Annotated in this window: 25 protein-coding genes, 2 tRNA genes, 2 rRNA genes and 1 pseudogene (1 of these 30 running past the window's edge); 22 read left to right on the plus strand and 8 right to left on the minus strand. The window is 34.9% G+C overall.

Annotation, left to right across the window (positions count from 1 at the left end; all coding sequences use genetic code 11):
• Positions 1-94 precede the first annotated feature (94 nt).
• The 9 genes from racE to yidD are packed head-to-tail and all read left to right on the plus strand — an operon-like array spanning position 95 to position 5,797.
• Positions 95-886: a glutamate racemase gene (gene racE, locus STRUR_RS01595; protein ID WP_006739160.1), complete on the plus strand. Its 792-nt coding sequence runs from the start codon at positions 95-97 to the stop codon at positions 884-886.
• Positions 883-1,854 (plus strand): nucleoside-triphosphate diphosphatase, encoded by a 972-nt coding sequence (locus STRUR_RS01600; RefSeq protein ID WP_006739655.1) that lies wholly within the window; start codon positions 883-885, stop codon positions 1,852-1,854. The genes racE and STRUR_RS01600 overlap by 4 nt, the downstream gene beginning before the upstream one ends.
• Complete coding sequence (locus STRUR_RS01605) at positions 1,836-2,357, plus strand: metallophosphoesterase (protein WP_006740247.1); 522 nt, start codon at positions 1,836-1,838, stop codon at positions 2,355-2,357. The genes STRUR_RS01600 and STRUR_RS01605 overlap by 19 nt, the downstream gene beginning before the upstream one ends.
• Complete coding sequence (gene cbpB, locus STRUR_RS01610; RefSeq protein WP_006739237.1) at positions 2,354-2,815, plus strand: cyclic-di-AMP-binding protein CbpB; 462 nt, start codon at positions 2,354-2,356, stop codon at positions 2,813-2,815. Before STRUR_RS01605 ends, cbpB begins: the two co-directional genes overlap by 4 nt.
• Complete coding sequence (gene xerD, locus STRUR_RS01615) at positions 2,812-3,555, plus strand: site-specific tyrosine recombinase XerD (RefSeq protein WP_006739870.1); 744 nt, start codon at positions 2,812-2,814, stop codon at positions 3,553-3,555. Before cbpB ends, xerD begins: the two co-directional genes overlap by 4 nt.
• Positions 3,555-4,262 (plus strand): segregation/condensation protein A, encoded by a 708-nt coding sequence (locus STRUR_RS01620; RefSeq protein ID WP_006740463.1) that lies wholly within the window; start codon positions 3,555-3,557, stop codon positions 4,260-4,262. Before xerD ends, STRUR_RS01620 begins: the two co-directional genes overlap by 1 nt.
• Positions 4,259-4,852, plus strand: a complete 594-nt coding sequence (gene scpB / locus STRUR_RS01625) for an SMC-Scp complex subunit ScpB (protein ID WP_006739878.1) — start codon at positions 4,259-4,261, stop codon at positions 4,850-4,852. The genes STRUR_RS01620 and scpB overlap by 4 nt, the downstream gene beginning before the upstream one ends.
• The gene (locus STRUR_RS01630) at positions 4,842-5,564 is read left to right on the plus strand and encodes a pseudouridine synthase (RefSeq protein ID WP_006739438.1); all 723 of its coding nucleotides are present in this window, start codon (positions 4,842-4,844) and stop codon (positions 5,562-5,564) included. The genes scpB and STRUR_RS01630 overlap by 11 nt, the downstream gene beginning before the upstream one ends.
• Complete coding sequence (yidD, locus tag STRUR_RS01635) at positions 5,561-5,797, plus strand: membrane protein insertion efficiency factor YidD (RefSeq protein ID WP_006740651.1); 237 nt, start codon at positions 5,561-5,563, stop codon at positions 5,795-5,797. The genes STRUR_RS01630 and yidD overlap by 4 nt, the downstream gene beginning before the upstream one ends.
• 25 nt (positions 5,798-5,822) lie before the next feature.
• Here yidD and STRUR_RS01640 read toward each other — a convergent pair whose 3' ends face one another.
• From STRUR_RS01640 to STRUR_RS01660, 5 genes are all read right to left on the minus strand, one after another.
• Positions 5,823-6,194, minus strand: coding sequence for a DUF956 family protein (locus STRUR_RS01640; RefSeq protein WP_006739799.1), 372 nt, complete (start codon positions 6,192-6,194; stop codon positions 5,823-5,825).
• A gap of 91 nt (positions 6,195-6,285) precedes the next feature.
• Positions 6,286-7,200, minus strand: a complete 915-nt coding sequence (locus STRUR_RS01645; protein ID WP_006740300.1) for a PTS system mannose/fructose/sorbose family transporter subunit IID — start codon at positions 7,198-7,200, stop codon at positions 6,286-6,288.
• Positions 7,201-7,214: 14 nt separating this feature from the next.
• On the minus strand, positions 7,215-8,027 hold the full coding sequence (locus STRUR_RS01650) for a PTS mannose/fructose/sorbose transporter subunit IIC (RefSeq protein WP_006738644.1): 813 nt from the start codon (positions 8,025-8,027) through the stop codon (positions 7,215-7,217).
• A gap of 43 nt (positions 8,028-8,070) precedes the next feature.
• Complete coding sequence (locus STRUR_RS01655; protein ID WP_006739364.1) at positions 8,071-9,060, minus strand: PTS sugar transporter subunit IIB; 990 nt, start codon at positions 9,058-9,060, stop codon at positions 8,071-8,073.
• 487 nt (positions 9,061-9,547) lie between these two features.
• Positions 9,548-10,360: a Cof-type HAD-IIB family hydrolase gene (locus STRUR_RS01660; RefSeq protein WP_037595694.1), complete on the minus strand. Its 813-nt coding sequence runs from the start codon at positions 10,358-10,360 to the stop codon at positions 9,548-9,550.
• A gap of 205 nt (positions 10,361-10,565) precedes the next feature.
• Here STRUR_RS01660 and STRUR_RS01665 point away from each other — a divergent pair, with 205 nt between their 5' ends.
• Positions 10,566-11,996: an NCS2 family permease gene (locus STRUR_RS01665; protein ID WP_006738478.1), complete on the plus strand. Its 1,431-nt coding sequence runs from the start codon at positions 10,566-10,568 to the stop codon at positions 11,994-11,996.
• A gap of 149 nt (positions 11,997-12,145) precedes the next feature.
• Here the strand turns inward: STRUR_RS01665 and STRUR_RS01670 are convergent, their stop codons facing one another.
• Positions 12,146-12,334, minus strand: coding sequence for a hypothetical protein (locus STRUR_RS01670; RefSeq protein ID WP_006738941.1), 189 nt, complete (start codon positions 12,332-12,334; stop codon positions 12,146-12,148).
• 214 nt (positions 12,335-12,548) lie between these two features.
• On the opposite strand from STRUR_RS01670, the gene tsaE reads away from it, so the two are divergent.
• The 3 genes from tsaE to lytR are packed head-to-tail and all read left to right on the plus strand — an operon-like array spanning position 12,549 to position 14,755.
• Complete coding sequence (gene tsaE / locus STRUR_RS01675) at positions 12,549-12,995, plus strand: tRNA (adenosine(37)-N6)-threonylcarbamoyltransferase complex ATPase subunit type 1 TsaE (protein ID WP_006738528.1); 447 nt, start codon at positions 12,549-12,551, stop codon at positions 12,993-12,995.
• The gene (locus STRUR_RS01680; protein ID WP_006739266.1) at positions 12,982-13,503 is read left to right on the plus strand and encodes a GNAT family N-acetyltransferase; all 522 of its coding nucleotides are present in this window, start codon (positions 12,982-12,984) and stop codon (positions 13,501-13,503) included. Before tsaE ends, STRUR_RS01680 begins: the two co-directional genes overlap by 14 nt.
• A gap of 7 nt (positions 13,504-13,510) precedes the next feature.
• Entirely contained in the window at positions 13,511-14,755 is a 1,245-nt protein-coding gene (gene lytR / locus STRUR_RS01685; protein WP_006738665.1) for a glycopolymer--peptidoglycan transferase LytR, read from the plus strand.
• A gap of 26 nt (positions 14,756-14,781) precedes the next feature.
• On the opposite strand, the gene STRUR_RS01690 is transcribed toward lytR, so the two are convergent.
• Positions 14,782-15,078 carry a hypothetical protein gene (locus STRUR_RS01690; RefSeq protein WP_006740495.1) on the minus strand — a complete coding sequence of 99 codons (297 nt, stop codon included), beginning with the start codon at positions 15,076-15,078 and terminating at the stop codon, positions 14,782-14,784.
• Complete coding sequence (locus tag STRUR_RS01695) at positions 15,078-15,494, minus strand: HIT family protein (protein WP_006740020.1); 417 nt, start codon at positions 15,492-15,494, stop codon at positions 15,078-15,080. Before STRUR_RS01695 ends, STRUR_RS01690 begins: the two co-directional genes overlap by 1 nt.
• A gap of 167 nt (positions 15,495-15,661) precedes the next feature.
• Here STRUR_RS01695 and STRUR_RS01700 point away from each other — a divergent pair.
• The 9 genes and pseudogenes from STRUR_RS01700 to STRUR_RS01745 all read left to right on the plus strand — a co-directional run.
• Positions 15,662-16,424, plus strand: a pseudogene (locus STRUR_RS01700) ((S)-acetoin forming diacetyl reductase).
• A 112-nt stretch (positions 16,425-16,536) separates the two neighbouring features.
• Complete coding sequence (locus tag STRUR_RS01710; protein WP_006739566.1) at positions 16,537-17,268, plus strand: ABC transporter ATP-binding protein; 732 nt, start codon at positions 16,537-16,539, stop codon at positions 17,266-17,268.
• Positions 17,265-18,299 carry an ABC transporter permease gene (locus STRUR_RS01715; RefSeq protein WP_006739268.1) on the plus strand — a complete coding sequence of 345 codons (1,035 nt, stop codon included), beginning with the start codon at positions 17,265-17,267 and terminating at the stop codon, positions 18,297-18,299. The genes STRUR_RS01710 and STRUR_RS01715 overlap by 4 nt, the downstream gene beginning before the upstream one ends.
• A 56-nt stretch (positions 18,300-18,355) precedes the next feature.
• A complete protein-coding gene (ccrZ, locus tag STRUR_RS01720; protein ID WP_006738655.1) occupies positions 18,356-19,147 on the plus strand; it encodes a cell cycle regulator CcrZ in 792 nt (263 codons plus the stop codon).
• Positions 19,147-19,782, plus strand: a complete 636-nt coding sequence (gene trmB / locus STRUR_RS01725) for a tRNA (guanosine(46)-N7)-methyltransferase TrmB (protein ID WP_006740452.1) — start codon at positions 19,147-19,149, stop codon at positions 19,780-19,782. Before ccrZ ends, trmB begins: the two co-directional genes overlap by 1 nt.
• Positions 19,783-19,805: 23 nt before the next feature.
• A tRNA-Ser gene (locus STRUR_RS01730) sits at positions 19,806-19,892 on the plus strand.
• A gap of 327 nt (positions 19,893-20,219) precedes the next feature.
• Positions 20,220-21,768: ribosomal RNA gene (locus STRUR_RS01735) — 16S ribosomal RNA — on the plus strand.
• A 51-nt stretch (positions 21,769-21,819) separates the two neighbouring features.
• A tRNA-Ala gene (locus STRUR_RS01740) sits at positions 21,820-21,892 on the plus strand.
• Positions 21,893-22,045: 153 nt separating this feature from the next.
• Positions 22,046-22,513, plus strand: a 23S ribosomal RNA gene (locus STRUR_RS01745); it runs 2,436 nt beyond the window's last position.
• Together the 16S and 23S rRNA genes with 2 tRNA genes alongside form the textbook arrangement of a ribosomal RNA operon.

Below are 22,513 nucleotides of genomic sequence, written 5' to 3' on the forward strand. Positions count from 1 at the left end.
ACAAAAAGCTATTTGCCAACTGTTCACAATTTAAGGCAAAACTCGGTTGGCTATCCAACTGAGTTTTTTCTAATCAAGGGAGTTATAATCAATAATGGATAATAGACCAATTGGTTTTTTAGATTCTGGCGTCGGTGGACTAACAGTTGTGAAAGAGTTAATTCGACAGTTACCTCATGAAGAGATTGTATATGTTGGTGACTCTGCTAGAGCCCCATATGGACCAAGACCAGCTGAACAAATTAGAGAATTTACATGGGACTTGGTAAACTTCTTATTAACAAAAAATGTCAAAATGATTGTTTTTGCTTGTAATACGGCAACTGCAGTCGCTTGGGAAGAAATCAAAGAAAAATTAGATATCCCTGTTTTAGGAGTTATTTTACCAGGTTCTAGCGCAGCTATTCAAGCAAGTAAAAATAAAAAGATAGGTGTTATTGGAACGCCAATGACAATCAAGTCAGATATTTACAGAGAAAAGATTCAGTTGTTGGATCCAAACTGTTATGTGACTAGTCTAGCTTGTCCTAAGTTTGTTCCAATTGTTGAGTCAAATGAAATGACAACCAGTGTCGCCAAAAAGGTAGTTTATGAAAGTCTAGCACCCTTAGTTGGTAAAATTGATACCTTAGTATTGGGTTGTACACATTACCCCCATTTAAAACCAATCATACAAAATGTTATGGGAAATTCTGTGCAATTAATAGATAGTGGAGCAGAATGTATTCGTGATGTCTCTGTTTTGCTTAATTACTTTCAAATCAATCACAACAGGAGTGATGGTCATAAACATCAATTTTTCACAACTGCTAGTGCCGAAAGCTTTCGTGAGATTGCAGAATATTGGTTAGGTATTGCTATAGATGTGGAGCATGTAAAATTATGAGTGAAACAATTTTTGAATATAAGAATGAAAATAGTTGGTATCTTGTCAAATGGGATCAAAAACCTTCGGTATCTTCATTTGAGCCTCTTAGTCAGGCATTTATGCAAGCTGAAAATTGTCTTAGACAACTTGTTCCTGATAATAAAGGGAACTACCAGTTATTTGTCTCAAAAGAAGGTACGATTCAAGCCTTTATAGGTTTTATGCTTGATATCCTGAATAAAAAGTTAGATACTAATTTTAGCATGCTACAGCAAAAAGGTAGTCTTTTGCTTCTTGAAAATGAGACCATTAAACAAATTATTTTACCCAAAGAAGGTCTTAACCTATATGAGTTCTTTTCTCAAGAATTAACAGAGTTTGGAGATACAATCCTGATTGCTACTCGTAACGAAGGAAAGACGATTGAATTCAGAGAATTCTTTAAAACATTAGGACTAAAAGTAGAAAATTTGAATGATTATCCAGATTTACCTGAAGTTGAAGAAACTGGAATGACATTCGAAGAGAACGCTCGTTTAAAAGCTGAAACCATCTCAGATTTAACACAAAAAATGGTTTTAGCAGATGATTCAGGATTGAAGGTTGATGCACTTGGTGGATTGCCAGGTGTTTGGTCTGCACGCTTTTCAGCACCCAATCCGACAGACGAAAAAAATAACGCCAAGTTATTACATGAACTAGCTATGGTTTTTGAAAAAGAAAATCGTTCAGCACAGTTTCATTCAACTTTAGTTGTAGCCGCTCCTGGTAAGGAAAGTCTAGTTGTTGAGGCAGATTGGCCAGGTTATATTGCAACTGAAGCTAGAGGTGATTTTGGATTTGGTTACGATCCTTTATTTATTGTTGGCGAAACAGAAAAGCATGCTGCAGAATTAAGTCCAGAAGAGAAAAATAAAATTTCTCATCGTGGTTTAGCGATTCAAAAGTTATTGGAGGAATTTCCAGAATGGCAGAAAAATGCATAATTGTAATGAGCGATTCTCATGGAGACTGTGAGATTGTCGAAGAAATCAAACAGAAATATCTTGGGAAAGTAGATGCTATCTATCATAATGGCGATTCAGAGTTAGCAAGTGATGATCCTATTTGGGAAGGCATTCATGTTGTCTCTGGAAATTGTGACTTTGATAATGGCTACCCTAATGATTTGATAACACATTGGCATGATTTAACAATTGCTCAAACTCATGGACATCTCTACAATATTAACTTTACTTGGGATAAATTAGATTGGTTTGCTCAAGAGCATGAAGCTGACATTTGTTTATATGGGCATCTTCATAGACCTGCAGTCTGGCAAATGGGAAATACCATTTTTCTCAATCCTGGAAGTGTTTCTCAGCCTCGAGGAGACATTAATGAGAAGCTCTATGCTAAGGTTGAACTTGACAATTCAACAATAAAAGTGACATTTTTGAATCGTCAACACCAAGAATACTCTGGATTAACAAAGGTTATTAGCCGATGATAGCAAAAGAATTTGAAGATTTTTTATTAAATCATTTAGAATCTTATCTCATTCCAGCTGATGAATTAGCTATTTTTATCAATACACATCATGCTGATCATGTAATGCTGGTTTTAGCCAATAATGGGACTTCAAGAGTTCCTGTTATTACCAGAGACAAGAAATATGTGGGAACGATTAGTATTTCAGATATTTTAGCTTACCAGATGAAAAAAGGTCTAACAGACTGGGAATTAGCGCAAATTGATATTGAAGAGATGGTTAATACCAAGATTGAAACAATCGATGAATTTGCAGATTTAACAGAAATAATGCATAAATTAGTAGATTTTCCATTTTTACCTGTCTTGAACAGTCAGTCTCAATTTATCGGAATCATCACTCGAAAATCAATTTTAAAAGCTGTTAATAGTTTATTACATGATTTTAAATCACAATATAACATTACACCAAAATGAAACAATACATCAAACCCTTTATTGATAGTAAAGATCTTTCAATAAATTCTCAAAAATCATATTATTATGACTTAAATCAATTTATAGAGGTTATTCATAATCGACTAACGAAAGAAAGACTTGCCATTTATGAACAATCTATAAAAGACTTGACAATTTCTGCAAAAAAACGGAAGCAGTCAGCTGTCAATCAATTTTTATTATTTTTGTATGAGCATAATATTACTGAAACTTTTTTTAGGTTAAAATCCAAAGAGAAACTAACAAAATCTCCAATCAAAAATGAGCTCATCAATGACCAGCTTTTTTTTAAGAATGTTAAAGAACAAAAGGGTCAATTAATTGCTTTGTTTATTTTAGAAGTTGGTTTATTGCCGAATGAAATTCAATTACTCAAGTGGGCTGATATCGATTTAGACTATCATATCATCAGTTTAAAAAACGAAAATCAGATGAGAATTATTGACTTTTCGCAATCTCTAGTTTCTTATATGACCGACGTTTTAAATAGAGAAACCGTTTATCTTTTTGAAAAAAATCATCATTATTTTTCAAGACAGTGGCACTATAATCGTTTAAAGTCTTTTTTAAATGAGATAGGATTACCTTATCTTAATGCGCAACTATTACGTGAACAGTATATTTTAAGACAAATAGATAAAGGAAAAACAATTGAAGAGGTCAGGGAATCTTTAGGTTTAAAGAGTCAAGTGACACTCGAAAAATATTTTAAACACTAATGGATATAAAATTAAAAGATTTTGAAGGTCCACTGGATCTGTTATTGCATCTTGTTTCAAAATATCAAGTTGATATTTATGATGTTCCTATTGTTGAAGTTATTGAACAATATTTAGCTTATATTAATACCTTAACCGCTATGCGCCTTGAAGTGGCAGGTGAATACATGGTTATGGCTAGTCAGTTAATGCTCATTAAAAGTCGCAAATTACTTCCTATTATTGTTGAATCTGAAGTTGATGAAGATGATCCAGAAATGGATTTATTAAATCAGATTGAGGAATATCGAAAATATAAACGCCTTAGTCAAGAATTAGCTGAACAACATGCACAAAGAGCAATGTATTTTTCAAAGCCCAAACAAGAAATAATCGTTGAAAATGCTACCTTAGTTAATGATAAAACGGTAATGGACTTATTTTTAGCATTTTCTAAAATCATGTCACAAAAGCAAGAAGAATTAAAAGCTAACCATACCGTCATTGAACAAGACGATTTTAAAATCGAAGATAAGATGATTTTTATCGAGGATCAATTGAAGACTAAAAGTGAAATCTCTTTAGACAATCTTTTTAGAGATTGTAAAAGTATCAATGAAGTCATCACACTTTTTTTAGCTACATTAGAATTGATAAAAATTCAAACCATTATTGTTAATCAGGATCAACAATTTGGTGAAATTCGACTTAGAAAGGAAATCGCATGACCTATTTGGCACAGATTGAAGCATTGTTATTTGTTGCTGGGGAAGAAGGTCTAAAGATAAGAGACTTAGCTTCACTTTTAGATTTAACACCAAGTGCTTTACAACAACAATTGGAAAAATTGTCTGACAAGTACCAAAATGATTCTAGCTCTGCATTATTCTTAGTTGAAACAGCATCGACTTATAAAATCGTTACTAAAGACTCTTTTGCACCACTTCTTAAAGAATTTGCTAAAGCACCAATCAATCAAACCTTGTCAAGGGCCAGTTTAGAAGTCCTTTCTATAATTGCTTATAAACAACCCATTACAAGAGTCGAAGTAGATGACATAAGAGGTGTTAATTCAAGTGGTGCTATTTCAAAATTATTAGCCTTTGAATTAATTAAAGAAAATGGCAAAAAAGAAGTTCCCGGTAGACCCAATTTGTACATCACGACTGATTATTTTTTGGATTATATGGGAATCAATCAACTAGATCAATTAGTAGATGCCTCTTCAATTGAATTAGTAGATGAGGAAACAAGCTTATTTGCTGAAGAATCTTCAGACATGAAAACAACTGTAGAAAAGGAAACATATGAGAATTAATAAATATTTAGCGCATGCTGGTATTGCTAGTAGACGTAAATCTGAAGAGTTAATTAAGCAAGGACTAGTCACTGTAAATGGTAAAGTTGTCAAAGAGCTAGCAACTTTAATCAAATCAGGTGATAAAGTAGAAGTAGAAGGTACTCCAGTCTATAATGAAGAGAAGGTTTATTATCTTCTTAATAAACCACGTGGTGTCATTTCAAGTGTATCTGATGATAAGGGTCGTAAAACTGTTACAGACCTTTTACCACAAGTTAAAGAGCGTATTTATCCTGTTGGTCGATTAGACTGGGATACGTCAGGTTTACTGATATTGACAAACGATGGTGATTTCACAGATAAAATGATTCATCCTCGTAATGAAATTGATAAAGTGTATTTGGCTCGTGTTAAAGGCATCGCTACAAAAGATAATTTACGTCCATTAACAAGAGGGCTTGTCATTGATGGTAAAAAAACCAAACCTGCACGTTATAACATTCTAAAAGTTGACACGGAAAAAAATCGATCTGTAGTTGAGTTAACCATTCATGAGGGGCGCAATCACCAAGTCAAAAAAATGTTTGAATCAGTTGGCTTATTGGTTGATAAATTGTCAAGAACACAATTTGGAACACTTAATCTTTCAGGATTACAACCGGGTGAAAGCCGTCGGTTGACAAAAAAAGAAATTAGTCAACTTCATAACTTAGCGGTTACAAAAAAATGATAAAACAGTTACTTATAGTACCAGTCAAAGCTTATCAAAAATGGATTTCACCCCTATTTCCACCTTCATGTCGTTATCATCTAACTTGTTCCAATTATATGATAACTGCCATTGAAAAACATGGTATAAAGGGTGTATTAATGGGATTAGCCAGGATATTAAGATGTCATCCGTTTGCTAAAGGCGGTGAAGATCCAGTACCAGATTATTTTACCTTAAAAAAATCCAAATAAAAAAAGAGATGTAATCTCTTTTTTTTTATTGTCGTTTAAATAATTTTGCTATTCTATTTTGAATAACTTGAATCAAAGTTGGTAGCTTAATAACTTTGTCATTGCCTATATGCTCTCTGGTTATTTTTAATATTTTAGCAGAGTCTTTTGATGCAAATAGAAATTTTCCTTCTTTTGTGTAGACTTCAAAATGGCGGCTTATTTTTTTTCCAGAAACGTTAGCTCCGATTTTATTTATGGAAGCCCAAGGAATCTGAATATAGTCATTGACATTTTTATCATTGTAAAACTCTAATGCTTTATCACCAATTAAAAACTTTCCGACTGAGCTACCGATATTGAGATAGGAAACACCAGTTGTTTGAAATTCAACACTTTTATTTAAAGATTGTACCATCTACTGTAACTTTCTAACTTTTTTTCTATTATATCACAAATAAATTGAGATAAAAACAAAAGCTGAGAAGTCTCAGCTTTTGTTTAGTATCTTACATAATGCCTGCTACACGAGCAAGGATACCTACGATAAATAAGGCAATGATAATTGTAATTGGTGACACTTTTTTCTTAAGTAACCACATACAGAAGAAAGTAAGTAACAAACCAGTAAATCCTGGGATAAGTGAGTCTAATTGTCCTTGTAAAGAATTAACTTTTTCAGGAGTTAGGCTAAGACCATCTTTATATTGACCAAGAATTGCTTGAAGTTTTTCACCAGATACATTTCCATGTGGGAATTCAATATAAGCACCTTTTGAAAGTTTTGTTGCTGGCAACATTAATGCGAATTTAATTGAAACCCAACGTTCAACCAAGACAGCTAGGATGAACATACCAAGGATTGAAGCACCTTTAGTGATTTTTTGAATGATACCACCAGATAAGTCTTTAGTGATTTCTGAACCTGCTTTGTAACCAAGTTCTTGAGTATACCATAAGAATGCCATACGGATAAGATTCCAACCGATAAAGAAGATTAATGGACCAACAATGTTTCCAGCCATTGCCAATGAAGCACCAAGAGCACCAAGGATAGGACGAACTGTAAACCAGAATACTGGATCCCCAACACCTGCTAGAGGTCCCATCATACCAATTTTAACCCCTTGGATAGCAGTATCATCGATAGGTGCACCATTTGCTTTTTCTTCTTCTAGCGCTAGTGTTACACCAATGATAGGTGCTGCAACATATGGGTGAGTGTTAAAGAACTCTAAGTGACGCTCTAAAGCAGCAGCACGGTCTTCTTTAGTTTTATATAATTTTTTGATTGCTGGGATTAATGTGTATGCCCAACCTAAGTTTTGCATACGTTCATAGTTCCATGAACCTTGTAAGAATGTTGAACGCCACCAAACTTTTTGACGATCAGATTTTGATAATTGAATTTTTTCTTCAGTCATTGTAACGTTCCTTTCTAGTAGTCTTCTAAAATGTCGCCAATTGGATCACCTGAACCTGTTGATCCACCGCCACCATTTCCACCTTTTTCTGAAAGGTTAAGGTAGATGAAGGCAAGAGCAACACCAATAGTACCAAGAGCGATAAGTGTTAAGTCAGTAACGGCAGCAAGAGCAAAACCAATGGCGAAGAATGGCCATACTTCACGAGTAGCCATCATGTTGATAACCATTGCATAACCAACGGCAACAACCATACCACCACCGACAGCCATACCTCCTGATAACCAATCTGGCATAGCATTAAGAATATCTTGTACTACTGAAGTTGGAACTGCAAGAAGTAATGCAGCTGGAAGAGCAATACGTAGACCTTGAAGAAGTAGTGCGAAGAAGTGAGAACGTTCAACAGCTGCAATGTTACCAGTTTTTGCTGCATTATCAGCAGTATGAACAAGGGCAACTGAGATAGTACGAACGATCATTGTTAAGAATAGACCTGCAACGGCAAGTGGGATAGCTGTTGCAGTCGCAACTGCGATACCTTTACTATTAAAGTCGCCACCTTTAACCATGATGATAGCTGCGGCAACAGAGGCAAGAGCAGCATCTGGCGCTACGGCAGCACCGATGTTTGCCCAACCAAGAGCGATCATTTGAAGAGAACCACCAAGGATAATTCCTGCTTCAAGATGACCTGTAACAAGTCCAATCATAGTACATGCAATAAGTGGTTGGTGTAGTTGAAATTGGTCGAGGATACCTTCAAGACCAGCAAAGAAAGCAACTACAACGACCAAAATTGCAGAAATAAATGAAATATCTGACATTTTGATTTCCTTTCGTAGAAAACTAGTTTATTAATTCTGATTTTTATTGAACGTTAGCTTTTTTAATTAAATCAAATAAGTTTTTATTTGAATCATTTGGAACTTTACGAACGTCAAATTTAACGCCTAAGTCACGTAATTTTTCAAATGTCGCTACGTCTTCTTTATCCATTGATAAAACATTGTTAACCATTGTCTTACCTGTTGAGTGAGCCATTGAACCAACGTTCAATTCAGGAATTTCAACCCCACCTTCAACTGCACGTAATGCATCTTGTGGGTTTTGGAAAAGAATTAAAGCATGTGTATTACCAAAACGAGGATCTTTAGCAACTTCAATTAGTTTACTAATTGGAACAACGTTTGCTTTTACGTTACTTGGAGCAGCTTGTTTAATTAATTGCTTACGTAAGTCATCATTAGCAACTTCATCTGAAGCAACAATGATACGGTCAGCTTTAGATGAAGGTGTCCATGCAGTGGCAACTTGACCATGAAGTAAACGTGTGTCAACACGTGCTAAATTGATCTTGAGTTTACCATCACCGATTACAGTACCGACAGGAATTTCACCATGTGAAGCTACAACAACTTCCTCTGGAGAAACCTCTTCAACTGGATTAAGTTCTTCTGGAAGTGCTTTAATACCTTCCTTAGACTCTTTAATAATATTAGCTGCAACTTGTTCAACACCTGCATTAGCGTCCATCATACGCTCTGTGTAGGCTTGAATAAGCATTGGCAAGTTTAGACCTGTGATGATTGCCATTTTACGTTCTGAATTTTCACCCATAACGCGACTAGCTTGGTTAAATGGAGAACCACTCCATAAGTCAGCTAAGACAAGGATTTCATCATCAGCATCAAATTGAGCGATAGCATTGTTGAAATGTTCATACAAATCATCTGGTCCTTCGTTTGGCATGAAAGTAACTACTTGAACTTTCTCTTGTTCGCCAAAAATCATTGACCCTGACTGATGAATACCTTCAGCAAATTTACCGTGGCTGGCAATAATAATACCGATACCCATTCTTGTTCTTCCTCCTATATTATATTTTTCGCTGAACTGAAGAAGAATAATCTCCTTCCAATAAAAAATTGGCAATTCTTTTTCAATTTAACGAAATTCAAGAACATAACTATTTTAAAACGTTTTCAATAAAAATGCAATAGCATTTTCGGAAATAATAAGTAAAAAATGAAATTTGTTACATTTTTTACTTATTATGCTAACCATTCTATTTATGCGTTTGTAGTATCATAATATTCATTTTTTGATTGAAGAATCGTTGGCAAAAAAGTAATAAAATAAGCGTGGATTTCAGTTGATCAATTATATTTCTTTCTAATTAATAGTAAAAAAAGATAAATGAATATTAATAAAAGTCATTTATTAAGTGGTATATACCTTTAATTAAAAGTTATTTTGCCTTTTCATAATTATTGAAAATAAAGTCATTATTTTTTCAAAATTTATGAAAAAAAGTTCAGTAAAAAACTGAACTTTGAATTTTATTCTATAGAAAGAGTTCTTCTAATTTTTTTGCAACACCATCTTCTTCATTTGAAAGTGTTAATTGCTGATCAGCGAATGGGAGTAGAACTGGACTAGCATTTTTCATGGCAAATCCAGTGCCAGCCAACTCTAACATTTCAGTATCATTGTGTTCATCCCCAAAGGCGATTAAGTCTTGTGTTGAACAATTCATGACATTTAAGAGATATTCTAATGCATAAGCTTTGTTAACCCCCTTTGGTGAACATTCAAGAATATTTAATGGACCGCCCCAAGAGTCAACTTCAATTTCATAATTAAAATACTCCCTCATGGATTCTGCTAAAGCCATTTTATCACTAAGCCTTGTTTGCATTAATAAGGCATTTGGATTTGTATTAATTTTTGATTGATCCATAGTCATATCGTCTGTGATTTTTTCCACACCAAAAAGCATTGGACTGATTCTATCGAGATGATCCATGGTGATGAAACATTTTTTTCTAAATTCACTCGCGATGAAATCCATTTGAAAAGTGTCTTTTAACTCAAGAATTTTTAATAAGTATCGTTTATCTAATGTAACATTATTTTCAAATTCCCATCTTTGTTCGGGAATGTGTGTTAATGAGCCATTAAAATTTATCATTGGGGTATCAAGACCAAGACTTAAATAGTAATCTAATGCCATGCGATAAGGTCTACCAGTAGAAATTATAATTTTATGACCTTTTTGTTGGACTTTATTAATTATTTTTTTTGTATACGTAGAGATGGTACTGTTATTATGAAGTAGTGTTCCATCTAAGTCGATAGCTATAATTTTTTTCGTCATATTAGTCATTATAACAAAAATATTAAATTGGTAAAGAGAAGCAATAATGAATACATATTAAATAATTAAAAAATGATAATCTACTATTGAATCGTGAACTATTTATTGGTATAATATAAATATCGTTCGTTTTTAAAATAATTTTATTGTGAAATATCATATTTTGATAACGAAACATTAATCATAAGGAGTTTCCAAAAATATAATGGAAAAGTTTTTTAAGTTAAAAGAGAACGGGACAAATGTTCGTACCGAAGTCATGGCAGGAATCACAACGTTTTTTGCAATGTCATATATTTTATTTGTTAATCCGTCAATTTTAAGTCAAACAGGAATGCCAGCACAAGGTGTTTTTCTAGCTACAATTATTGCTTCAATTGCTGGAACATTAATGATGGGGTTATATGCTAACATCCCTTATGCTATGGCACCCGGTATGGGATTAAATGCATTTTTCACATACACAGTTGTTTTTGCTTTAGGATATACGTGGCAAGAAGCTTTAGCCATGGTTTTCATTTGTGGATTGATTTCAATTGTCATTACTTTAACACGTGTTCGTCGAATGATTATTGAAGAGATTCCTTCTACTTTAAAAAAAGCTATTAGTGCTGGAATTGGTATCTTTCTAACTTATATTGGATTAAAAGATGCTGGACTATTACAATTTGCCATAGATGCGGGAACTTATACTGTGACAGGAAAAGGAGCAGATAAGGGATTAGCTTCTATAACAGCAAATGCTTCTGCAACACCTGGATTAGTTGATTTTAACACAGCAGCAGTCCTTGTTGCTTTAATTGGTATTTTAGTAACAGCTTATTTTATCATCAAAGATATCAAAGGCGGTATTATCATTTCTCTCCTAATTACAACTCTCTTTGCTATTGTTTTTGGTGTAGTGGACCTATCTAAGATTAATTTTGCCGCAAATAATCCTGTTTCTGCTTTTAAAGATTTAGGGACTGTTTTTGGTGCAGCACTTGGAAGTAAGGGACTTGGAGCATTGTTCTCAGATGTTAGCCGTCTTCCAGAAGTTTTAATGACTATTTTAGCTTTTGCACTCACTGATATTTTTGATAATGTTGGTACCTTGATTGGGACAGGTGCTAAAGCAGGTATATTTGGAAGTCAAAATAATACTGAGTCTACTGGTTTAAACAGTAAAATGGATAAGGCTTTATTCTCTGACATGGTAGGGACAACAGTTGGCGCTATTGCAGGGACTTCTAACGTCACTACTTATGTAGAATCAGCAGCGGGTATTGGTGCAGGTGGACGTACTGGTCTAACAGCAGTTGTTGTTGCAATTCTATTTGCGTTATCAAGCTTATTTAGTCCTCTGTTAGCTATTGTACCAGGACAAGCAACAGCAGCAGTTCTTCTCATTGTAGGGGTTATGATGCTTTCTAGTTTGAAAGATATTAACTGGTCTGATATGAGTGAAGCTATTCCTGCCTTCTTTGCAACTATGTTTATGGGATTTGCTTATAGCATTACTCAAGGGATTGCAATGGGATTTTTAACTTATACTTTTTCAAAATTGGTGAAAAAAGAAGCTAAAGACATTCATCCATTGATTTGGGTTTTGGATATCTTGTTTATTCTTAATTTTATTAGCTTAGCAATTATGTAGTCTCTCTTATTCAATAATTACTACTAAACTAACAATCTCCTTAGATCAGTAGTAAAAAAATAAAAGAAGAAAAAACCTCATTATTGAGGTTTTTTTACTTCTTTTAATCAATAAACTAGCTAAAAATTTAGAGAAAACGCTTTTGCCTTTTATTTTTTGGACTTATTATAATTTAAGACAAGAAATATTCCTATGATAATGATACCTAAAGTGTTTAACAGTCGTCCTGTTTCAACAAAGATATTTTCAAAACGTACTGGCAGAAATAATCCTAATACATCTGAAACAATTCCTAAGATTAATAGTACCAAACCTAGTTTATAATATTTTTTTGTCATCTCTACCACCATTATTAAATACTTAGAAATAGTATAACATTAATTATCCAAATCCAATAGACTCATTGTCTGATTCATTAACAAAGAAAAGTTTAAGCTTTTTAAGTTAATATCAATTCTTAGTCTAATATGTTTAAAATAGCAATCAAAAATAAATTAAAAGAAAGGTCATATCAAGATGACAATGTTTTGAAAAATTTGATATAATACATCTATGTTTTACACTAATAATGAAGCTGAGTTGCAAGATTTAGGCCAAAAAATTGGATATCATCTTGAAGAAGGTGACATTCTCATTTTAACAGGTGATCTTGGTTCAGGAAAAACAACCTTAACAAAAGGCATCGGAAAAGCTTTAGGCATTTCACAAATGATAAAAAGTCCAACTTATACTATTGTGAGAGAGTACACTGGGGATACTACTTTGTACCATCTCGATGTTTACAGAATAGGAGATGACCCTGATTCAATAGACTTAGATGAGTTTTTATTTGGTTCAGGCATAACGGTTATAGAATGGGGTGAATTACTGGATCCGCATTTATTTAATGATTATCTTGAGGTCATTATTCATAAGGAGGACCAAGGTCGCCGAGTTGAACTACAAAGTCATGGAACGCGATCTGAAACGATTTTGAGGAAAGTTAATGCAGAAAACTAAAGAAATCATTTTTGAAGAAGCTCAAGCGAAAGATGCTAAATTGATTTTGGAATTTTTTACTAGTGTTTTAAATGAGACAGATTTCATTATCGCTGATGATGAATTTATAAAAGCTGACTTATTAACAATGGAAGCCTTTCTGTCATATAATGAATATGGGAAAGGAATCTGCTTAATAGCGAGAATGGATCAGCAAGTAATTGGCTTATTAAATGTCAATGTTTCAACCCAAAAGGAATTTCAGCATATTGGAGATATTTTTATTGCTGTTAGAAAATCTTTTTGGGGACAAGGAATCGCCAGTACACTTATGGAACTCATGTCGGATTGGGTTTCTCATGCAGGTTATCTAAGGCGCCTAGAACTAAATGTGCAAAAAAGAAATGAAACTGCTTTAGCTCTTTATCGTAAATTTGGTTTTCAAATTGAGGGAGAAAAAGAACGTGGGATTAAATTGAAAGAAGGAGAATTTCTAGACGTTTACCAAATGGGAAAACTAATAGATTAAGCTTAAAATGAAATTAGGGAAAAAAATTGTATTAATGCTCTTAGCCATATTGACGACAACAATTGTTGCTCTTGGCGTTTATGCGACGACTGCTTATAATTTTTCAACCAAAGAATTATCAAAAACTTATAAAGAATTATCAACATCAAAGACAAAAAGCACTGCCATTGAACAAACAAAACCTTTTTCAATTTTATTAATGGGTGTTGATACAGGTTCAAGTGAACGAAAATCTACTTGGGAAGGGAATAGTGACTCAATGCTTTTAGTTACTATTAATCCTAAGACAAAGAAAACAACGATGACTAGTCTAGAGCGCGATATTTTAGTCAAATTATCTGGACCGTCAAGTAATGATCAAACTGGCGAAGAAGCAAAATTAAATGCAGCTTATGCAGCTGGTGGTGCTAAGATGGCCATTATGACTGTACAAGACTTATTAGATATTCAGATAGATAATTATATACAAATTAATATGCAAGGTCTAATTGATCTCGTAAATGCTGTTGGTGGTATTACAGTAACTAATAAATTTGACTTTGCAATATCAATTTCTGAAAATGAACCAGAATATCAAGCAAGTGTTGAACCTGGGACACACAAAATTAATGGTGAGCAAGCACTGGTCTATTCACGGATGAGATATGATGATCCTGAAGGGGATTATGGGAGACAAAAACGTCAACGTGAAGTGATTCAAAAAGTGATGAAAAAGATCTTAGCATTGAACAGTGTCAGTTCCTATCGCAAAGTGTTAAAAGCTATTAGCGGCAATATGCAAACTGATATTGAAATTTCTTCGGAGACAATTCCAAATCTTTTAGGGTATGCAGATGCCTTGAAAAATGTGACATCTTATCAATTGAAAGGCAAAGGAGAAACATTGGCTGATGGGGGTTCTTATCAAATTGTAACTGAAGATCATATGGTAGCCATCCAAAATAAAATTAAAACACAGCTTGGTAAAACTAAAACAACTAAAGATAAGCTAAAAACAAGTGCTATATTGTATGAAACATTGTTTGGTTCTAGTGGTTTATCAAGTAACTCGTCTGCTTCTTCAGATTATTCAACTAGTCAGGATGATACGACGAGTACCTATAATAATTATTCAAGCAATAGCAATACCTACTATAGTAGCACTTATAGTAATACATACAGTGATACCTATAATAATTCAAATTATTCTTCACAGACGATTCCGTCTGCTGATACTTCAACTCAAACCTACAATTCTGGAGTTAGCAAATAAAAAAAGAGTTACTATTAACTCTTTTTTTATTTGGATTCATCTTGATATTTTGCCATTCTTTTATTGATTTCATCAACTCTTACTTGACTTTCATCTTTAAAAACTCGTATTTTATAGTTTAATTCTTTAGTTAGACCTTGTAAGACATCTTTTTGTTCTAATATTTGATTGATATTTGACTTAATTTTGGTGATATCATCTTTAATCAGCTTTTCTTGATTTTTATAGTGTTTGACATTTTGGTTAATATCATCCTTTTTTTGATAAAGTTTATAACCTGCAAAACCAATTAATCCAGCGGCTATATATTTTTTAATTCCCATTAATCCACCTCTTTTTGTATAGTGTTTGCTAATTGAGCAAGTTCCTCAAAATCTGGTTCGTGAGTTGTGTAGTTTATTGAAATACCATCTTTTTCATCAAATCGTGGCACGATATGAATATGTGCATGAAAGACAGTTTGGCCAGCTATCTCTTCGTTATTATTGATAATATTGACACCTTTAGCTTTTGTTGCTTTTTGAACAGCCTTAGCGACTTTAGGTAATTTAGAAAAGGTCTTTTCAGCAGTTTTTTCATCCATTTCGAGAACATTACGAACGTGTTTTTTAGGAATTAATAGTGTATGACCCTTGGTTGTTTGTGTAATATCTAAAAAAGCAAGAACGTCATCATCTTCGTAAACTTTTGAAGACGGAATTTGACCAGAAATGATTTGACAAAAAATACAATTATCCATAATTACCCTCCAATAAGACTAAGTTCTAAATTATTATTATAAATATCTTAGCATGGGGATAACTAGAATGCAATTGTAAAAAATTTGATTAATTTTACTTTTTTAATTGTAATTAGTAGTAATTAGGAATACACTTTATTTAATTTAAAAGAATCGAGGCAATACTTATGACTAAAGTAGCTATTGTAACTGGTGCAGGCCAAGGGATTGGATTAGCAATCGCAAAAAGACTTCATTCTGATGGCTTTAAAATCGGAATTTTAGATTACAATAAAGAAACAGCTGATAAAGCAGTTGCAGAAATCTCCTCAACGGATGCTTTCGCAGTTGTGGCTGATGTTTCTAAACGAGAAGAAGTTGCTAAAGCTGTAGAAGAAGTGGTAGACCATTTTGGTGATTTAACAGTAATGGTAAATAACGCAGGTATTGCACCAACAACGCCTTTGGATACAATTACAGAAGAAACATTCCAAAAAGCATTTGCTATTAATGTTGGTGGCGTTATTTGGGGCGCACAAGCCGCTCATCAACAATTCAAAAAATTGGGACATGGTGGAAAAATCATTAATGCAGCTTCTCAAGCAGGTTGTGTTGGGAATCCAAATTTAACAGTATATGGTGGCACAAAATTTGCTATTCGTGGTATCACTCAAACTTTAGCAAAAGATTTAGCTGAAGAAGGTATTACTGTAACAGCATTTGCGCCTGGTATTGTTAAAACACCAATGATGTATGATATTGCTCATGAAGTTTAAAAATGCTGGCAAAGATGATGAATGGGGAATGCAAACTTTTGCTAAAGATATTGCTCTAAAACGTTTATCTGAACCAGAAGATGTTGCTAATGCAGTCGCTTTCCTTGCTGGTCCTGATTCTAATTATGTAACTGGACAAACTTTAGTTGTTGACGGTGGTATGGTATTCCATTAATTTAATAACTAGAATATATTTAAGGAGTTGAGTTTTCATTTCGAGCTCAACTTCTTTTTTATATTTTGTTATAATATATTACTGATAAAATACACTATTAGAAAGAATTTAAATGTTAAAAATTGAGAATCTTACAGGTGGTTATATCAATATCCCTGTTTTAAAAAATATTTCGTTTTCTGTAAATGATGGAGAGTTGGTTGGTCTAATCGGTTTAAATGGCGCTGGAAAATCAACGACGATTAATGAGATAATTGGGCTTCTCACACCTTATCAAGGTCAAATCACAATTGATGAACTAAGCTTATCCAAAGATGAGTCAGCCTATCGACAAAAAATTGGTTATATTCCAGAGACGCCAAATTTATACGAGGAGTTGACCTTACGTGAACATATAGAAGTAGTAGCAATGGCTTATGATCTTGAACCTGACATTGCGATGAAAAGAGCAAAACAGTTATTGCAAACTTTTAGACTATCAGATAAATTGGATTGGTTTCCTGTAAACTTCTCAAAAGGGATGAAACAGAAAGTCATGATTGTATGTGCATTTATTGTAGATCCAAGTTTATTTATTATTGATGAACCATTTTTAGGCTTAGATCCTCTGGCTATTTCTGATTTGACAAAACTATTAGCAGAAGAAAAAGCAAAAGGAAAGTCAATTCTAATGAGTACACATGTATTAGATTCTGCTGAAAAAATGTGTGATAAATTTGTTGTTCTACATCACGGCGAGATACGTGCAGCCGGAACACTAGAGCAATTGAGAGAAGAATTTTCTAGTCCAAAAGCAAGTTTGAGTGATATATATGTAATGTTAACTCGTGAGGTGAGCGAATGAGAACAATCTTCTCTAAAAGACGTGACCAATTTCAAACACAATTACTCAAATATTCTCGTTATGTTTTAAATGATCACTTTGTACTTGTCTTGCTTTTTTTAATGGGATTTATACTCGTTCAATACAGCCAGTTGTTGCGTCATTTTCCAAAAAATCACTGGCCAATTATAATAATTATTTTGATGATTATTGTGTTTTTGTTAAGTTTAGGAAAAATAGCGACTTACGTTGAAAATCCAGATAAATTATTTTTACTAACTAAAGAAAAGGAAATTTTAAAAGAAGTAAATCAAGCTACAAAGAGAGCTTATATTTGGCAATTTATTCTCCAAACAACAGTTATGGTCTTGTTTTTGCCTATTTTTCTAAAGCTTGGCTTGAATATATATGTGTTTGTGATTCTTTTATGTTTTATGGCTATCATTAAATACCTTCTGATTCAAAAAGAACAAGCTATTTTGATTGCTAATCATACTCTAAAATGGAGTAAGGCGATAGAATATGAAGCAAATCGAAAACAAATTATTTTAAAATTTTTTTCACTATTTACGACTGTTAAGGGTGTGACCACTTCAGTAAAAAGAAGAGCATATTTGGACTGGGTTTTAAAATATATAAAAAAATCAAAAAGTAGTATGTGGAAAAATCTTTATATCAGAGCATTTTTGAGAAGCTCAGATTATTTTGGGTTAACGATTCGTCTATTGATATTGAGTTTATTGTCTATTTTAGTGATTAATAATCATATAATTGCGGGAGTATTAGTGATTATATTTAATTATCTCTTGCTATTTCAACTGTTGCCGCTCTTTAATCATTTTGATTATAGTCTGATGAATAAGTTAATGCCAGTTTCTAAACAACTAAAAGTAGCTAATCTAAAGCAATTTCTAAATAGACTATTTGGGATTATAGTTATAGTAGAATCCTTATTTAGTCTTAACTTTTTGACAATTTTTATTATCGTAATAGGCTATATTATGACGATGTTTGTTTACCTACCATACAAACTAAAGAAGATGATTGACTAACTATTGTAAAACAAGTAAAATAGGAGTAAGTGATTTAAAAGAAGGAGGGTGCTAGAGTGGCGAATACAGATCAGGATTTAGTACTGACACCATTACGAGGAAAAAGTGGAAAAGCCTTTAAGGGAACATATCCCAATGGTGATAGTATTTTTGTAAAATTAAATACAACACCTATATTACCAGCATTAGCAAAAGAACAAATAGCACCTCAATTATTATGGGCAAAAAGAATGGCTAACGGTGATATGATGAGTGCTCAAGAATGGTTAAATGGGCGCATACTCACAAGAGAAGATATGAGTAGTAAACAAATTGTTCATATCCTATTGCGTCTTCATAAATCAAAACCACTTGTTAACCAATTATTGCAGTTAAATTATAAAATTGAAAATCCTTACGATTTGTTAGTTGATTTTGAAAGTAATGCCCCTCTTCAAATACAAGAAAACACATATATACAAGCAGTTGTTAAAGAGCTAAAAAGAAGTTTACCAGAATTCAATTCTGAAATTGCAACTATTGTTCATGGTGATATTAAACATAGTAACTGGGTTATCACGACTAGTGGTATGATCTATTTAGTTGATTGGGATTCAGTCAGAATTACCGATCGCATGTACGATGTAGCATATTTACTAAGTCACTATATACCAGAAGTTAGATGGCCAGAGTGGTTATCCTACTATGGCTATAAAAACAACGAAAAAGTTAGACAAAAAATAATTTGGTATGGTCAACTATCCTATTTAAATCAAATTTTAAAATGTTTTGATAAAAGAGATATGGCTCATGTCAACCAAGAAATATATGGTCTACGAAAATTTAGAGAACGTTTGAGAAAAAACTAATGCGTGTAAGAAAACGAAAAGGTGCCGAGGAACATATCAATAACCACAGAGACTTGGTCATTGAAAATCCAGAGTTATCAAAAGGCAAATGGCATAAACTGTTTGGAAATAATAATCCAATACATATTGAGGTAGGTTCTGGTAAAGGTGCTTTTATTACAGGAATGGCAACCAATAATCCAAACATCAATTATATAGGAATAGACATCCAACTTTCAGTATTGAGCTATGCCCTAGATAAAGTTTTGGAAAGTGGACAAAAAAACATTAGATTATTGAGAGTTGATGGTTCAAGTTTAACCAATTATTTTGATGATAATGAAATAGACTTGTTGTATTTGAATTTTTCAGATCCATGGCCGAAAGCAAAGCATGAAAAAAGAAGATTAACATATAAATCGTTTTTAGATACTTACAAACAAATCCTTCCTCCAAAAGGTGAAATTCATTTTAAAACCGATAATAGAGGACTATTTGAATATAGTTTGGTTAGTCTGACACAGTACGGAATGACTTTAAAGCAAGTATGGTTAGACTTACATGCTAGCAATTTTGAAGGAAATGTTTTGACAGAATATGAAGCGAAGTTTTCAAATAAAGGTCAAGTCATTTACAGATTAGAAGCGTATTTTTAAAAACTGATTTCTCAGTTTTTTATGGAGAGGTCGCATAGTGGCCGAGTGCGCACGCTTGGAAAGCGTGTAGTCCTTAACGGGGCTCGAGGGTTCGAATCCCTTTCTCTCCTTTTTAGTATTGTCAACATATTTTCAAGAAATAAAAATGTCATCTTTTTGAAAAGAAACTGAAAAAATCCCTTGACAATGGTAAAGTAGATTTAGTATACTAAATAGGCTGTTGAAGCGGGCGAGTGACAGTTAAGAAAAGGTAAAAAAAGTTCTTGACAAGCTTGTGATGATTTGATAGAATAAAATAGTTGTCTCGAAAGAGGCGAAAGACCTTTGAGAACTGAATAAGACGAACCAAACGTGAGGGTGATATGGAGACATATTACCCGTCAAAGACGAAATAAATCTGTCAGCGACAGAAAGAAAAGAGTAGGAATACTCAAACTTTTAATGAGAGTTTGATCCTGGCTCAGGACGAACGCTGGCGGCGTGCCTAATACATGCAAGTAGAACGCTGAGGTCATGTGCTTGCACAAGACCAAGGAGTTGCGAACGGGTGAGTAACGCGTAGGTAACCTGCCTCATAGCGGGGGATAACTATTGGAAACGATAGCTAATACCGCATGAGAGTTTTTAACACATGTTAGGAACTTAAAAGGAGCAACTGCTTCACTATGAGATGGACCTGCGTTGTATTAGCTAGTTGGTGAGGTAACGGCTCACCAAGGCGACGATACATAGCCGACCTGAGAGGGTGATCGGCCACACTGGGACTGAGACACGGCCCAGACTCCTACGGGAGGCAGCAGTAGGGAATCTTCGGCAATGGGGGCAACCCTGACCGAGCAACGCCGCGTGAGTGAAGAAGGTTTTCGGATCGTAAAGCTCTGTTGTTAGAGAAGAATGGAAGTAGGAGTGGAAAGTCTACTTCGTGACGGTAACTAACCAGAAAGGGACGGCTAACTACGTGCCAGCAGCCGCGGTAATACGTAGGTCCCGAGCGTTGTCCGGATTTATTGGGCGTAAAGCGAGCGCAGGCGGTTCTATAAGTCTGAAGTTAAAGGCAGTGGCTCAACCATTGTTCGCTTTGGAAACTGTAGAACTTGAGTGCAGAAGGGGAGAGTGGAATTCCATGTGTAGCGGTGAAATGCGTAGATATATGGAGGAACACCGGTGGCGAAAGCGGCTCTCTGGTCTGTAACTGACGCTGAGGCTCGAAAGCGTGGGGAGCAAACAGGATTAGATACCCTGGTAGTCCACGCCGTAAACGATGAGTGCTAGGTGTTAGGCCCTTTCCGGGGCTTAGTGCCGCAGCTAACGCATTAAGCACTCCGCCTGGGGAGTACGACCGCAAGGTTGAAACTCAAAGGAATTGACGGGGGCCCGCACAAGCGGTGGAGCATGTGGTTTAATTCGAAGCAACGCGAAGAACCTTACCAGGTCTTGACATCCCGATGCCCGCTCTAGAGATAGAGTTTTACTTCGGTACATCGGAGACAGGTGGTGCATGGTTGTCGTCAGCTCGTGTCGTGAGATGTTGGGTTAAGTCCCGCAACGAGCGCAACCCCTATTGTTAGTTGCCATCATTCAGTTGGGCACTCTAGCAAGACTGCCGGTAATAAACCGGAGGAAGGTGGGGATGACGTCAAATCATCATGCCCCTTATGACCTGGGCTACACACGTGCTACAATGGTTGGTACAACGAGTCGCAAGTCGGTGACGACAAGCTAATCTCTTAAAGCCAATCTCAGTTCGGATTGTAGGCTGCAACTCGCCTACATGAAGTCGGAATCGCTAGTAATCGCGGATCAGCACGCCGCGGTGAATACGTTCCCGGGCCTTGTACACACCGCCCGTCACACCACGAGAGTTTGTAACACCCGAAGTCGGTGAGGTAACCTTTTAGGAGCCAGCCGCCTAAGGTGGGATAGATGATTGGGGTGAAGTCGTAACAAGGTAGCCGTATCGGAAGGTGCGGCTGGATCACCTCCTTTCTAAGGAAATGGAAACGATTGGTCGTCTTATTTAGTTTTGAGAGGTCTTGTGGGGCCTTAGCTCAGCTGGGAGAGCGCCTGCTTTGCACGCAGGAGGTCAGCGGTTCGATCCCGCTAGGCTCCATAGAGTAGCGATACTCTAGGATAGTCCATTGACAATTGAATATCTATATCAAATTCCACGATCTTGAAAAAGATTGTAGAAAAGTAACAAGAAAATAAACCGAAAACGCTGTGAATTAATGAGTTTTCTAGTTTAAAGAAACTAGGTTAATAAGGTTAAGTTAATAAGGGCGCACGGTGGATGCCTTGGCACTAGAAGCCGAAGAAGGACGTGACTAACGACGAAATGCTTTGGGGAGCTGTAAGTAAGCGCTGATCCAGAGATGTCCGAATGGGGGAACCCGGCAACTAATGGTTGTCATCCATAACTGTTAAGGTTATGAGAAGGAAGACGCAGTGAACTGAAACATCTAAGTAGCTGCAGGAAGAGAAAGCAAACGCGATTGCCTGAGTAGCGGCGAGCGAAACGGCAGGAGGGCAAACCGAGGAGTTTACTCCTCGGGGTTGTAGGACTGCGATATAGGATTAATGATTATAGAAGAATTACCTGGGAAGGTAAGCCAAAGAGAGTAACAGCCTCGTATTTAAAATGATTGATTAACCTTAGCAGTATCCTGAGTACGGCGAGACACGCGAAATCTCGTCGGAATCTGGGAGGACCATCTCCCAACCCTAAATACTC

Origin of the sequence: Streptococcus urinalis 2285-97, assembly GCF_000188055.2 — a bacterium.
GTDB lineage: Bacteria > Bacillota > Bacilli > Lactobacillales > Streptococcaceae > Streptococcus > Streptococcus urinalis.